This is a genomic window from Xanthobacter nonsaccharivorans (assembly GCF_043194755.2).
Taxonomy (GTDB): Bacteria; Pseudomonadota; Alphaproteobacteria; order Rhizobiales; family Xanthobacteraceae; genus Xanthobacter; species Xanthobacter autotrophicus_G.
Genome location: NZ_CM195526.1, coordinates 487612 through 501573, shown reverse-complemented (window position 1 = coordinate 501573; position 13962 = coordinate 487612). Strand labels below are relative to the sequence as shown.

At 66.2% G+C, this 13962-nt stretch carries 8 protein-coding genes, 1 tRNA gene and 5 pseudogenes; 7 read left to right on the top strand and 7 right to left on the bottom strand.

The window, feature by feature from the left end:
• Positions 1–34: 34 nt before the first annotated feature.
• The 6 genes and pseudogenes from V5F59_RS02280 to V5F59_RS02255 form a co-directional block, all read right to left on the bottom strand.
• A pseudogene (locus V5F59_RS02280) lies at positions 35–792 on the bottom strand (IS5 family transposase).
• Positions 793–872: 80 nt separating this feature from the next.
• Positions 873–1076: pseudogene (locus V5F59_RS02275) on the bottom strand (integrase); the annotation flags it as partial.
• Positions 1077–1120: 44 nt separating this feature from the next.
• A pseudogene (locus V5F59_RS02270) lies at positions 1121–1540 on the bottom strand (DDE-type integrase/transposase/recombinase); the annotation flags it as partial.
• A 63-nt stretch (positions 1541–1603) separates the two neighbouring features.
• Positions 1604–1681, bottom strand: a pseudogene (locus V5F59_RS02265) (hypothetical protein); the annotation flags it as partial.
• Between the two features lie 59 nt (positions 1682–1740).
• Positions 1741–2021: pseudogene (locus tag V5F59_RS02260) on the bottom strand (IS3 family transposase); the annotation flags it as partial.
• Between the two features lie 238 nt (positions 2022–2259).
• Positions 2260–2336 (bottom strand) — tRNA-Arg (locus tag V5F59_RS02255).
• A gap of 432 nt (positions 2337–2768) precedes the next feature.
• Here V5F59_RS02255 and V5F59_RS02250 point away from each other — a divergent pair.
• Positions 2769–3488 (top strand): HugZ family pyridoxamine 5'-phosphate oxidase, encoded by a 720-nt coding sequence (locus tag V5F59_RS02250; protein ID WP_393983011.1) that lies wholly within the window; start codon positions 2769–2771, stop codon positions 3486–3488.
• A gap of 211 nt (positions 3489–3699) precedes the next feature.
• On the top strand, positions 3700–5313 hold the full coding sequence (locus tag V5F59_RS02245; protein ID WP_393983012.1) for a phosphoenolpyruvate carboxykinase: 1614 nt from the start codon (positions 3700–3702) through the stop codon (positions 5311–5313).
• A gap of 77 nt (positions 5314–5390) precedes the next feature.
• On the opposite strand, the gene V5F59_RS02240 is transcribed toward V5F59_RS02245, so the two are convergent.
• Positions 5391–5807, bottom strand: a complete 417-nt coding sequence (locus tag V5F59_RS02240; protein WP_393983013.1) for a Ros/MucR family transcriptional regulator — start codon at positions 5805–5807, stop codon at positions 5391–5393.
• A gap of 486 nt (positions 5808–6293) precedes the next feature.
• Here V5F59_RS02240 and msrB point away from each other — a divergent pair, with 486 nt between their 5' ends.
• From msrB to V5F59_RS02215, 5 genes are all read left to right on the top strand, one after another.
• Positions 6294–6758 carry a peptide-methionine (R)-S-oxide reductase MsrB gene (gene msrB / locus V5F59_RS02235; RefSeq protein WP_393983014.1) on the top strand — a complete coding sequence of 155 codons (465 nt, stop codon included), beginning with the start codon at positions 6294–6296 and terminating at the stop codon, positions 6756–6758.
• A complete protein-coding gene (locus V5F59_RS02230) occupies positions 6748–8844 on the top strand; it encodes a S9 family peptidase (protein ID WP_393983015.1) in 2097 nt (698 codons plus the stop codon). Before msrB ends, V5F59_RS02230 begins: the two co-directional genes overlap by 11 nt.
• A 132-nt stretch (positions 8845–8976) precedes the next feature.
• Positions 8977–10146, top strand: a complete 1170-nt coding sequence (lptF, locus tag V5F59_RS02225; protein WP_393983016.1) for an LPS export ABC transporter permease LptF — start codon at positions 8977–8979, stop codon at positions 10144–10146.
• Positions 10143–11240: an LPS export ABC transporter permease LptG gene (gene lptG / locus V5F59_RS02220; protein WP_393983017.1), complete on the top strand. Its 1098-nt coding sequence runs from the start codon at positions 10143–10145 to the stop codon at positions 11238–11240. Before lptF ends, lptG begins: the two co-directional genes overlap by 4 nt.
• Before the next feature lie 74 nt (positions 11241–11314).
• A complete protein-coding gene (locus tag V5F59_RS02215) occupies positions 11315–13789 on the top strand; it encodes an LPS-assembly protein LptD (RefSeq protein ID WP_393983018.1) in 2475 nt (824 codons plus the stop codon).
• Positions 13790–13962: the final 173 nt, after the last annotated feature.

The following is a 13962-nucleotide window of genomic DNA, read 5'->3' as shown; positions in this document are numbered from 1 at the left end:
GCTGGATGACGACCGACCTAGGCCGGATCGACATTCATCGAAGCCAGATCATGGCTGCGGCGATGAGGACGAACCCTGCGAAGTGGATCGCCCGGCGGTCGTAGCGCGTTGCGAAGCGGCGGAAGTGCTTTAGGCGATTGAAGCAGCGCTCGATGCGGTTGCGGTGCTTGTAGGCCGTGGCATCGTGCGGGATGAGGATCTTCCGGGTCCGGTTGGATGGGATCACCGCTGCCGCGCCAATGTCGGTCACGCGCTGTCGGAAAGCATTACTGTCATAGGCCTTGTCGGCAAGCACGGCTCCGCCGGTCAGACCTTCGACCAGGGCTGGAGCGGCGGTGACGACGCCCACCTGGCCGGCCGTGATGATGAAGCGCACAGGTCGGCCCAGCGCGTCAGCCAGCATGTGGACCTTGGTGGTCAGTCCGCCTCGGGAACGCCCCAGCGCCTGATCCTTGGCCCCCCTTTTCCGCTCGCGGCCTGCTGATGAGCCCGGACAATCGTGCTGTCGATCATCAGATACGGGTTGTCGTGATCGGCGGTCAGGGCCTCGAACACCCGTTCCCACACCCCTGCGTGGCACCACCGGCTGAAGCGCTTGTGAACGCTCTTCCAGCGGCCATAGCGCTCGGGCAGGTCGCACCAATGGGCGCCGGAGCGCAGAACCCACAGACAGCCGTTCACGAACACGCGGTTATCCGAGCCGGTCCGGCCCGGATCTGTGGCTTTGCCCGCCAGCAGCGGCGCGATCTTCGCCCATTGGGCGTCGCTCAACTCGTATCGTTTCGCCGCCATCGCAGGGCCCCGTGCTCCAAAAACACGGAACCTTATGAATCAGCATTCTCCAGCCTTGGGAATCCTGAATGTCGATCGGGCCTAGAGCGGACACTGCTGCCGGAGAAGACATTTCCGACTTTCAGGACAACGAGATCGGAACCACGTAGCTTGCTATCGATTGCGAGATTGAACATCGCGAGATCGCGCAACCGATTGCCAATCTGCAGCCGGGTGCGAAGCGCCCAAATGTGCTTGGGTTTCAATGGCGGCTTTGCGCCGATGAACCGCCCCGCGTTTTCCAGCCGCCTTCGGCTTTCGCTTTGTGCTGCCGTTCGAACTCGATGGGCTACAGCATCCCGTTGCGCGCGTGCTTCCAAGTGGAATTGTAGAACATCTCGATGTAATCGAACACGTCCCGGCGTGCCTCGTCGCGCGTCTGATAGACCTTGCAGCGGATACGTTCGCGCTTGAGCAGGTTGAAGACGCTCTCGGCCACGGCATTGTCGTGGCAGTGGCCGCGACGGGTCATCAAGGGCTGCAGGTCGTGGTGTTTCAGGAACGAAGCCCACTCCATGCTCGTGAACTGGCTCCCCTGGTCCGAATGCACCAGCACACGGCCCTTCGGCTTGCGGCGCCAGACGGCGGCCAGCCGCGCCTGAAGCACGACGTCGGTCGTCTGCCGGGCCTTGATGGCCCCCCCCCGACGATGCGGGGAGAAGAGGTCGATCACGACCGCCACATAGGCGAAGCCCTCGTCGGTACGGATGCCGTACCGCCTCCTCCACTCGTAGAGCGAGTATTTGCTGATCCCCAGCCGCGCAGCCACCTCCGCAACTGGATAGCCCCGTTCGGTGATCTGAAGGACCGTGTCGCGCTTGAAGTCCTCGGCGAAGTTCGCTTTGCCCATCGGGGCCTCCTTGCCTCAAAATTTAGGGAAGAAGGCGTCCAGGAATCAGGGGCGGTTCAGTAGAGCCAGCCCGCGCCTGTGGGGATATAGGTGAGGTCCGCCAGCCAGACCTGGTTCGGGGCCTGGGTCGCAAAGTTGCGGGCGAGCCGGTTGGGAACGATCGGATAGGAATGTCGGCCGTCAGTCGTCCGGGCGCGCCGTGGCAAGGCCGCCAGACCCCGGATGGGCGCATCAGCCGCTCGATCCGGGAGCGGCCCACGCGCCGGCCGTGCCCCCGCAGGACCGCATGGATCCGCGGTACATCATAGGTCCCGCTGCTCTCCGCATGAACCAGGCGGATAACCCCTATAGGGTGCGAAGGGGTATCCATCCTTCCAAAGCCGGCTGAAAAACCGGCTGAATTCAGAAAATTCAGCCGCCCCCGCAGGCAGACCGCCTGAAAATGATTGTTATTTCAGCATATTAGGTGGCGCGCCGGGGAAGATTCGAACTCCCGACCCCCAGATTCGTAGTTCTCGATGCGCCAACAACGATTCAGATTATGGGAGGCTAACTCGAACCACAATCTTTGATTGCAATGGCGCACCCGACACGATTCGAACGTGTGGCCTCCGCCTTCGGAGGGCGGCGCTCTATCCAGCTGAGCTACGGGTGCTTCCAGCACTTGCCTATCCCGAGACACCCGCCGAGGTCAACGGCATCCCCTAAAATTCGATCCGCTATCCAAAAGGTCTCCGCGCCAGCCGGAGGGCAAATCGCTCCGCTCCCATTCCCGCCCGGCCCGGCGAACGAGGCTTGAGCGCGCTTTGCCCGGCATGGGGCGCCGCCGCCGCACCAGCCCTTCGCCAGCGGGGGCCGGGTCCTCCCGTCAAGCACATTTGCCCCCATCTGCGGCCACGGTCCGGCGATCCCCCGGCCTGAAACGCCCTGCATCAAGGCCGCAGGCCGGCATACTTGCCTCTCCCGTGGCTCTGGCGTCATCCTGCCCGCCGCCAGCCAGATCCGCCCGCACACAGCCGGGCGGTCATCGCCAAGCCAACGCCCCCTGGGCGCAGTCCTGCGGCCACACGAACTGGAACACGAAGCGATGACCGATACCTCTGCCGCCACAGCCGTCCGCCATCTCATCCGCGAAGCCCGCTTCGGCGCGCTCGCGACGCTGGAGCACGAAGGCGGGCCCTATGCTTCCCTGGTGGCCATCGGCACGGATCCGGAAGGCCGGCCCACCTTCCTCATCTCCCGCCTTGCCCGCCACACGCGCAACATCGCCAACGACGGGCGCATCTCCCTCCTCGTGTCGGCGGCGGGCGCGGCTGATCCCCTCGACTCGCCGCGCGCCAGCCTCGTCGGCCGCATCGCCCCCGCGCCGGAAGAGGAGGTGCGCGTCCGCTACCTTGCTCGCCATGACGCAGCAGCCGGATATGCGGACTTCGCCGATTTCGGTTTCTACCGCATGGAAATCGACCACGCTCACCTGGTCGAAGGCTTCGGTCGCATCGTGGACGTGCCAGGCGCGGCCCTGCTCACGTCGTGGGATGACGCGCAGGAGCTTGCCGCCGGCCAGGCCGGCGTCATCGCCCACATGAACACCGACCACGCCGATGCCATCGCCCTCTATGCGACGGTTCTCCTCGGAGCCCCTGCCGGCGACTGGAAGATGGCCTCCCTCGACCCGGACGGAATCGAAGTTTGCACCGGTGATCTGGTGCGCCGGCTGGATTTTTCGCAGCGCATTACAGGTCTTTCCGCAGTGCGAAAGGAACTTGTCGCCCTCGTACAAAAGGCACGACAGGAAACCGCAGCGTGATTTTAAACGTTTAGGCAGTGTTTCCTTGAGGAGCGTCTGCCTCTAGCCTGATCGCGGACGACACGGGCGCGGAAAGACGCCCGGCGCTCCGCTTGGACGTGCCGGCCGGTGGCGAGGCCTCCGGCGGGTGCGCACGTCCTGGGTGCGCACGTCTTGGGTGCGCACGTCTTGGGCCGGCGCTCCGCCGGCGGGAACATTCGGGAGGAACTCCGTGCTCGAAACCGGTCACCGGAACAGCGCCTGCGGCGCCGACAGCTTCGGCCTCAAGCATCTCACTGCCGTCCACTGGAACCTGCTCGAACCCGAGCTCTACGAGCACGCGCTGGCGCACAAGGAGGCGCACCTGTCCTCCGGCGGGGCGCTCGTGGCGGAGACCGGCGCCCACACCGGCCGCAGCCCCAAGGACAAGTTCGTCGTTCGCGACGACGCCACCGAGGCCGAGGTGTGGTGGGACAACAACGGCGCCATCTCGCCGGAGCAGTTCGAGACGCTCTACCGGGACTTCCTGGCGGCGGCCGAGGACAAGACCCTGTTCGCCCAGGACCTTTACGGCGGAGCCGACCCGGCGGCGCAGATCAAGGTCCGCGTCTATACCGAGTTCGCCTGGCACTCCCTGTTCATCCGCACCATGCTGCGCCGGCCCGAGCGCGCCGAGCTCGACGGCTTCGTGCCGCAGATGACCATCATCGACCTGCCGTCCTTCAAGGCCGATCCGGCGCGGCACGGCGTGCGCTCGGACACGGTGATCGCCGTCAACTTCACCCGCGGCATCGTGCTCATCGGCAACTCGTCCTACGCGGGCGAGATGAAGAAGTCGGTGTTCACCGCCCTCAACTACATCCTGCCGCAGACCGGCATCATGCCCATGCACTGCTCGGCCAATGCCGGCAAGGACGGGGACGTCTGCCTGTTCTTCGGCCTCTCCGGCACGGGCAAGACCACCCTGTCCGCCGACCCCAACCGCACCCTTCTGGGCGATGACGAGCACGGCTGGGGCGAGAATGGCGTCTTCAATTTCGAGGGCGGCTGCTACGCCAAGACCATCCGCCTCTCCGCCGAGGCGGAGCCGGAGATCTTCGCCGCTTCCAATCGCTTCGGCACGGTGCTGGAGAATGTGGTGCTCGACCCGGTGACGCGCGTGCCGGATTTCGACGACGGCAGCCTCACCGAGAACACCCGCTCCTGCTACCCGCTCGCCTTCATTCCCAATGCCAGCCCCACGGGGCGCGCGGGCCAGCCGAAGAACCTGGTGATGCTCACCTGCGACGCCTTCGGGGTGATGCCGCCCATCGCCCGGCTCACCCCGGCGCAGGCCATGTACCACTTCATTTCCGGCTATACGGCGAAGGTGGCGGGCACGGAGAAGGGGGTGAAGGACCCAGAGGCCACCTTCTCCACCTGCTTCGGCGCCCCCTTCATGCCGCGCCACCCCTCCGTCTACGGCAATCTCCTGCGTGATCTCATCGCGCGGCACGAGGTGGACTGCTGGCTGGTGAACACGGGGTGGACCGGCGGCAAGTTCGGCGTGGGCCGGCGCATGCCCATCAAGGTCACGCGCACGCTGCTCACCGCCGTGCTCGACGGCTCGTTGAAGGACGCCTCCTTCCGCATCGATCCCTATTTCGGCTTCGAGGTGCCGACCTCGGTGCCGGGGATCGAGCCGCACATCCTCTATCCCTCCAAGACCTGGGCGGACAAGGCGGAATTCGATGCCATGGCACGCCGGCTGGTGGGCATGTTCCAGGAAAATTTCACGCGTTTCGAGAACCACGTGGACGCTGCCGTCCGCGACGCCCAGCCCCAGGTGCGCATCGCCGCGGAGTGAAGCCCCTCAAAGGCTCCGGTAAAAGCAAAAAGGCCCGGTGGATCGCACCGGGCCTGCCCTTTGCGAAAGAGGTCCGCTCAGCTCGCCCGCCGGCGCTGCTGGCCGAGGCCCATCTGCCGCGCGAGATCGGAGCGGGCGGCCGCGTAGTTGGGGGCCACCATGGGATAGTCGGCCGGCAGGCCCCACTTCTCCCGGTACTGCTCCGGCGTCATGTCATATTGCGTGCGCAGATGGCGCTTCAGCGACTTGAACTTCTTGCCGTCCTCCAGGCAGATGATGAAGTCCGGGGTGACGGACTTCTTCACCGGCACCGCAGGCCGGAGCGGTTCCGCCGGCGGCTCGGCCGCTCCCGTGGAGAGGCGCTGCAGCGCGGCATAAACGTCGCTGATGAGCGCGGGCAGCTCAGCCGCGGCAACCGAATTGTTGCTCACATAGGCCGAAACGATGTCCGTCGCGAGCTCGATGAAGGCGGTCGTTTCCGTGTTTTCGCTCATGGGACTGCTTCGCTGGAGTTGAGATGCCAGGACGGCGGTGCGGAACAGACACTGCGTCCACGCCCCCGGGCCAGCCGGCCGGCGGTGCAAACGCGCCATCTTTCCGAAGGGGAGCCGGAGACTTCGCCACCTGACCGGTTGCAGCCCTTGTCACGGCGAAAAACCCGGCTTCCAGACACCGAGAACCGTTGCACGCCACCGAACATTTGCCTCCCAGCACATCAGCGGCGGCGGTGCTTGGATCGTGTTAGTTTCCGCTGCGCGGCTTTGCAACCTGTATTTTGGCGTCACGAGGCCTCTTCTTGACAGCTCTTGGAGCGACGGGAAGGCGGCCGGCGTGCCCTGTGGCGGAGCCCATGCCTGACGACAACTTGATCGTCCCGCCGCCGACGCGGCTCGGGTTGTGGGCTGCGGGCGGGCTCCGCCGCCTTGCCGTTGCCGGGCGGAGTACCTACTTCTTGCGGAAACGATCCTCGGGAGCCCTCCATGCCGGACCCTGCCCCCCTCGCCGGACATGACGACGCCGGTCAGCACGAACAGACCAAGGTGGTGAAGAGCGAGAGCGAATGGCGCTCCTGCCTGACCCCCGAACAATTCAGGATCGCCCGGGAGCATGGCACCGAGCGGGCCTTCACCGGCCCCTATTGGGACGAGAAGCGGCCCGGCCTTTACTCCTGCGTCGCCTGCGGCACGCCGCTCTTCCGCTCCGAAGCCAAGTATGATTCGGGGACCGGTTGGCCGAGCTTCTTCTCCCCCGTCTCCCCGGACGCCGTGGTGACTCACGAAGACACCTCCCACGGCATGCGCCGCATCGAGGTGCGCTGCGCCAGCTGCGACAGCCATCTCGGGCATGTCTTCCCGGATGGCCCGGCACCAACAGGACTGCGCTTCTGCATGAACGGCACCGCCCTTTTCCTGAGCCCGGACGAGAGCCAGCCCCGTGGCGTGTGAGACTCCGCGCGCGCCGCGTCGGCCCACCGAGCGCTCCGTCCACGGCATCTCCCTTGCCGACGACTACGCCTGGCTCCGCGCCGACAATTGGCGCGAGGTCATGCGTGACCCGTCGGTGCTGGACGGTGACATCCGCGCGTATCTGGAGGCGGAGAACGCTTATGCCGATGCCGCCTTCGCCCCGATGGCGGAGGCGCGGCAGAGGCTGGTGGCGGAGATGCGCGGGCGCATCAAGGAGGATGACTCCAGCGTCCCCGCACCGGATGGGCCCTTCGCTTATTTCTCGCGGCACCGCGACGGGGGGCAGCATCCCCTCGCCTGCCGCAAGCTGCTGCCCGGGGGCCCCGAAGCCATCCTTCTGGACGGCGACCGGGAAGCGCAGGGCAAGGCCTATTTCACGTTCGGCGGCTGGCGCCACAGCCGCGATCACCGGCGGCTCGCCTTCTCGGCGGACACCTCCGGCGCCGAGCTTTATTCCATCCGCATCCGCGACCTGGACACCGGCGCCGACCTGCCCGACCAGATCGAGGAAACCACCGGCGACCTTCTGTGGAGCGCCGACGGCGGCACACTCTATTATATTCGCCGTGATGCGGAGCACCGCCCCTCCAAGGTCTTCCGCCACGTGGTGGGCACCGACCCGGCCTCGGATGTGCTGATCTATGAGGAGCCGGACAAGGGGTTCTTCGTCTCCCTGGGCGAGACCCAGTCCCACGCCTTCGGCCTCATCTCCTGCGGCGACCACGAAACCAGCGAGGTGCATCTCCTCGACCTCGCGGATCCGCAGGCCGCCCCGCGTATCGTCTCGCCCCGCGCCACCGGCGTGCGCTACGAGGTGGAGCACCACCCCGCTTTTCTCGGGGCGGATACCCTGCTGCTGCTCACCAATGCGGACGGGGCGGAGGACTTCAAGATTGTCACCGCCCCCACCGCGGCGCCGGGACGGGCCAACTGGCAGGATCTGGTACCCCACCAGGCCGGTCGGATGATCCTCAGCCACAGCGTCTTCTCCGGACACATGGCCCGGCTGGAGCGCGAATCGGGGCTGCCGCGCATCATCGTCCGCGATCTCGCCTCGGGCGACGAGCATGCCATCGCCTTCGACGAGGAGGCCTATGCCCTCAGCCTCAGCCCCGGCTTCGCCTTCGACACCACGCAGGTGCGCTTCACCTACGCCTCCATGACCACCCCGTCCGAGGTGTGGGACTACGACATGGCCAGCCGGGCGCGCACCCTGCTGAAGCGGCAGGAGGTGCCCTCCGGACACATCCCCGCGAACTATGTGACGCGCCGCGTCTTCGCCTCCGCGCCGGACGGGGAAAGCGTGCCGGTCTCCCTCCTCTACCGGGAAGGAACACCGCTCGACGGGTCCGCGCCGCTGCTGCTCTATGGCTACGGCGCCTACGGCATCACCATACCAGCCGGCTTCGCCACCAACCGCCTGTCGCTGGTGGACCGGGGCTTCATCTATGCCATCGCCCACATCCGCGGCGGCACGGACAAGGGCTGGCGCTGGTACGCCGACGGCAAGCTTGCGAAGAAGACCAACACCTTCACCGACTTCATCGCCGCGGCGGAACACCTGGTCGCGGAAGGATACACGCGGGCCGACCGAATCGTCGCCCATGGCGGCTCGGCGGGCGGCATGCTCATGGGGGCCATCGCGAACATGCGGCCGGACCTGTTCGCCGGCATCGTGGCGGAAGTGCCGTTCGTGGACGTGCTCACCACCATGCTGGACGACACCCTGCCGCTGACCCCGCCGGAATGGCCCGAATGGGGCAATCCCATCGCCGATGTGGACGCGTTCCAACGGATTCGCGCCTATTCACCGGTCGATAACGTGCGACCACAGGCCTATCCTTCCATCCTCGCCCTCGCCGGCCTGACCGACCCGCGGGTCACCTACTGGGAACCGGCGAAATGGGTGGCGCGCCTTCGGGCGGCGGACCGCGGCGGGCGGCCGATCCTCCTGCGCACCAACATGGATGCGGGGCACGGCGGCGCCGCGGGGCGCTTCGACCGGCTCGACGAGGTCGCACTCATATACCTCTTCGCCCTGAGGACGGTGGGTCTGGGTGCCTGAATGCAGGCGACCGGGCGGCGGGGCTCCGCAAGGGCCATTTGCGCGCCGCCCCGCTTCCGGCTATCCAGTGCGCCGCCCTCGTCGGAGGGCATGCGAACGTGAGGGGCGGCTCCGCGCATTGAGGCATCTTTGATGGGCCGTCTGGATCGCTACATCTTTTCCACTGCAGCGATCGCCTTCGTGGGTGTCGTCGTGGTGCTCGCGGGCATGATCTGGGCAACCCAGGCCCTGCGCCAACTGGATCTCGTGACCAGCCAGGGCCAGACCATCCTCGCTTTCGTCGCCATCACCAGCCTCACCATGCCGACGCTGGTGCTGGTGATCGCCCCCGCCGGACTCTTCATCGCCACCACCTACACCCTCCTGAAGCTCAACGGCGACAGCGAGATCGTGGTGATGGCGGCCGCTGGCATGGGCCACTGGCGCCTGCTGCGGCCGCTGATCCTCCTGGCGCTGCTCGTCTCGGCCTTCTGCGCCGCGCTCGCCGTGCAGATCGTGCCGTCGAGCCTTGCCACCTTCCGCGAGCAGGTGACGAAGGTCCGCGCGGACGTGGTCTCTTTCGTCGCCCAGCCGGGGCGGTTCGTGAACCTGTCCCAGGGCCTCGTCTTCCATGTGCGCGAGCGGGCCGCCAACGGCGTAATGCGCGGCATCTTCATCAATGACGCGCGCGAGAAGGAGGTTTCCACCTACATCGCCGACCGCGGCCAGATCATCGAGAGCGACGCCGGCATCTTCCTGGTGCTGGAGAACGGCTCGATCCACCGGCGCGGCGGGGACAACAAGGCGAACAACTCGTCCGTGGTGGAATTTCAGCGCTATGCCTTCGACCTCTCCTCCCTCGCACCGGAGAGCAAGGGCCAGGACATCAAGCCCATGGAGCGTCCACTCTCCTATGTGATGAATCCGCCCGCCAACGACCTCTACGTGCGCTTCTTCCCGGGCCGCTACCGGGAGGAATTGCACAAGCGCCTGTCGGCCGGGCTCTATCCGCTGGCCTTCTTCGCCATCGCCGCCTGCGCCCTGGCCCGCCCGCGCACCACGCGCCAGAGCCGCGGCGCGGCGCTCACCTCCATCATTCCCGCCATGGGCGCCGTGCAAATCGCCAACTTCGCCATCGCCGGCCAGCTGAAGGCGCAGGCCTGGGCCGTGCCGGCCATCTATGCGCTGCCGATCGCCGTCATCCTCGTCTGCGCCATGGTGCTTCAGGGCTGGATCCGCATCGCGCCGCCGGCCTTCCTCGGCGCATGGGCGAGTGCCATCAAGCAGCGCCTCACCCGGCGGCCGGCGGCCTCACGCCCATGATCGGACGCATCCTCGGCTTCTATTTCGCGCGGCGCTTCGCCAGCGCGGTGGCCGTCATCTTCCTCTCCTGCGTCACCCTCATCATGGTGGTGGACTTCCTGGAGATGGCGCGGCGGACGGCTGACCGCGACCAGGTGACGGCGGCCACCGTGGCGCTCATCACCATCTATCGCACGCCCACCTTCACCGAGCAGCTGCTGCCGTTCGCCGTGCTGTTCGGCGCCATCGCCACCTTCGTGCTGCTGTCGCGCCGGCTGGAGCTGGTGGTGGCCCGCGCCGTGGGCCTGTCGGTCTGGCAGTTCATCACGCCACCGGTGCTGGTGGCCTTCCTGATCGGCGTCTTCGCGACCACGGTGTTCAATCCCGTCTCCGCCGACTTCAAGGAGCGGGCGAACCAGATGGAGGGCGAGATCTTCGCCACCGGCGGCGGCACGCCCGGCCTGACGCAGGGAAAGAAGGAATTCTGGGTGCGCCAGCAGAGCCTGGACGGCCAGTCCATCATCCAGGCCCAGGCCTCCCGCCAGGGGGGCAGGACCCTCTCCGGCGTGGTGGTGTTCGAGTTCGACAAGAACGACAAGCTCGTGGAGCGAGTAGAGGCGAAAACCGCAACTTTGGGCGATGGTGCATGGTTTCTTACCGACGCCCGCGTGCTGATCCCCGGCCTCGATGTGCAGTCCTATAATACCTACCTCGTGGCCACGAATCTGGATCCCAAGCAGGTCCAGGAGACACTGATCGCCACCGAAACCGTGTCGTTTTGGCAACTTCCCGCAGCTATTCGCAGTGCAGAACAATCGGGCTTCGGCGCGGAAAAATATCGCCTCCAGCTCCAGAGCCTTCTGGCGCGACCGTTTCTGCTGGTCGCAATGGTGCTCATTGCCGCGGTTGTGGGCCTCAAGGTGTTCCGCTTCGGGGGTGTGGGGCAGACGATTCTCGGTGGCGTGCTCGCGGGCTTTCTGCTTTATGTGGGGACGAAGCTCGCCGAGGATCTCGGGGAGGCAGGAATCGTTCATCCTGTTGCGGCAGCATGGTTTCCTGCGGTGACGGGCATTTTGTTGGGGGTCCTCATTCTGTTGCACCGGGAGGATGGATGACGGTCGGGCTTACCCCCGCCAAGGGCAGGACGCCCCGGACCCTGCGCACTGGTGTGCGCGGGAACGGTCGGTCCATGTCCACGGCCGCCCTGCTCCTTCTCGCCGGCCTCGTGGCAGCTGTCGCGGGCGTGGCGCCTGCTGCAGCGCAAAACTCCGGCGTCGTCGGCTCGCAGAATGCGGGCACCTTCGGTGCGCAGCCTTCGGGCGCGTTCGGCTCCAACGTGCTGAACGCCCGCAAGCTCGACCCGAACCAGAAGATGCTGGTGACCGCCGACCAGCTTGAATACGACTACCAGAAGGAAACGGTCGCCGCCGTCGGCAACGTCCAGATCTATTATGACGGCTCGGCCCTGGAGGCGAACCGGGTGGTGCTCGACCGCAAGGCGAACACCCTGGTCGCCACCGGCAACGTCCGCCTGAAGGACAAGGACGGCAAGATCGTCACGGCCGACAACCTGCAGCTGACGCAGGACTTCAAGCAGGGCTTCATCGATTCCCTGCGGCTCGACACGCCGGACAAGACCCACTTCGCCGCCACCCGCGCGGATCGCCAGGACGGCAACGTCACGGTGTTCCAGAACGGCGTCTACACGGCCTGCGAGCCGTGCAAGGACGACCCGTCGAAGCCCCCGCTCTGGCAGATCAAGGCCAAGAAGATCATCCACAACGAAGACCAGCAGATGGTCTACTACCAGGATGCCTGGGTGGAGTTCTTCGGCTTCCCGGTGGCCTATTTCCCGTACCTGTCGTCGCCCGACCCGACGGTGAAGCGCAAGACCGGCTTCCTGATGCCGGAGTTCTTCTCCTCGAGCCAGATCGGCTACGCGGTCGCGACCCCGTTCTTCTGGAACATCGCGCCCGATCGTGACCTGACGCTCACCCCGGCGTTCGTGACCCAGCAGGGCGTGCTGATGCAGGGCGAGTGGCGCCAGCGCCTCGCCAACGGCAGCTACACCATCAGCGCCGCCGGCATCATGCAGGAGAACAAGGACGACTTCATCACCACCTCCAACGGGGTGACGTCGGTCCTGCCCGGCTATCGCGACGACCGCGGCGCGATCCAGTCCACAGGCGCGTTCGCCCTCAACCAGTTCTGGACCTTCGGCTGGGACGGCACCATCGCCTCGGACCGCGCCTTCCTGCGCGACTACAACCTGATCGGCGACACCGTCACCACCAAGACCTCCACCGTCTACCTGACGGGCCAGGGCGACCGGTCCTTCTTCGATGCCCGGGCGCTCTACTTCCTCGGCCTCGGCGTCACCGACAACCAGAACCTTCAGCCCATCGTCGGCACGGTCAACTACAACAAGGTCTGGGACAAGCCGCTGTTCGGCGGCGAGGTCGGCCTGAAGGTCAACCTCAACACCCTCAGCCGCGACCAGGCCGACTTCATCGGCACCTCGGAAGTTACCTCTGCGGTGGGCTCCGTGGGCGTGCCCACCGGCGCCTGCACCCTGCTGAACCCGACCGCGAAGGAATGCCTGCTGCGCGGCATGCCGGGCGACTACACGCGCCTGTCGGGAGACCTCTACTGGAAGAAGACGATCACCGACACCATCGGCCAGCAGTGGACGCCCTTCGTCACCGCCCGGGTGGATGTCGCCTCGGTGAACGTGGACGCGCTGCCTTCCAGCTACACCTTCGGCCCCACCTTCCCCGGCCAGAACCCGCTCCAGTCCGGCAGCGACGATCTGATCCGCGCCATGCCGGCCGTGGGCGTCGACTACAAGTATCCCTTCATCTCGGCGGAGAGCTGGGGCACGCAGACCATCGAGCCCCGGGTCCAGGTCATCCTCCGGCCGAACGAGACCGACATCGGCAAGTTCCCGAACGAGGATGCGCAGAGCCTGGTGTTTGACGACACCAACCTCTTCGAGATCAACAAATATTCCGGCTATGACCGGGTCGAGGGCGGCTCCCGCGTCAACTATGGCGTGACCTATTCCGCCGCCATCAACGGTGCGGGCCTGTTCACCGCAATGCTGGGGCAGTCCTACAGCCTGTTCGGCAAGAACTCGTTCGCCTACGGCGACATGGCCAATACCGGCCTCGAATCGGGCCTGGAGACCACCGCGTCCGACTACATCGCCAAGCTCGGCTACTCGCCCACCAAGAACTTTGAAATCGTGACCCGCTTCCGCTTCGACGAGGCGAATTTTTCCCTGCAGCGCTTTGAGCTGCAGGGCCGCGCGGAGATCGACCGGTTCAACATCGCCGTCACCTACGGCCGCTACGAGCCGCAGCCGCTGCTCGGTTTCTACGACACGCGCGAAGGCATCTACACCAACGCGTCCTACAAGCTCACCGACAACTGGGCCGTGCGCGGCGCCATCCGCTACGACTTCGCAGCGGGGGATATCGACTACACCCTGCTCGGCCTGAGCTATATCGACGATTGCTTCACTCTCGCCCTCAACTACATCTCCGACTACACCCTCAACGGCCCCAACGCCGCGCCGGTGAACAAGGTGATGTTCCGCATCGGCCTCAGGACGCTGGGCGAGGGCGGCTTCTCCACCAGCTTCGGCTCGGAATCCTCGAACTAGGCCGTGCTGCGGCGGGTGTCGCGCTATCGTGACGCCTCCCTCCGGGCCTGATCGACGGGCCGCACATCCCCCTGAACGCGCGCGCCGGCAGGATCACCGGAAGCCGCGCGGGGGGCGCCCTACCCGGTAGAGGCCGGCCCCCGAGGCTCCGCTTCCTGCGCGCGCCTCCTGCG

Excerpts from the sequence above, each read along its gene's own strand:
- V5F59_RS02250 (WP_393983011.1), top strand. The coding sequence starts at position 2,769 with ATGACCGATACCTCTGCCGCCACAGCCGTCCGCCATCTCATCCGCGAA.
- V5F59_RS02240 (WP_393983013.1), bottom strand. The coding sequence starts at position 5,807 with ATGAGCGAAAACACGGAAACGACCGCCTTCATCGAGCTCGCGACGGAC.
- msrB (WP_393983014.1), top strand. The coding sequence starts at position 6,294 with ATGCCGGACCCTGCCCCCCTCGCCGGACATGACGACGCCGGTCAGCAC.
- lptF (WP_393983016.1), top strand. The coding sequence starts at position 8,977 with ATGGGCCGTCTGGATCGCTACATCTTTTCCACTGCAGCGATCGCCTTC.
- lptG (WP_393983017.1), top strand. The coding sequence starts at position 10,143 with ATGATCGGACGCATCCTCGGCTTCTATTTCGCGCGGCGCTTCGCCAGC.
- V5F59_RS02215 (WP_393983018.1), top strand. The coding sequence starts at position 11,315 with ATGTCCACGGCCGCCCTGCTCCTTCTCGCCGGCCTCGTGGCAGCTGTC.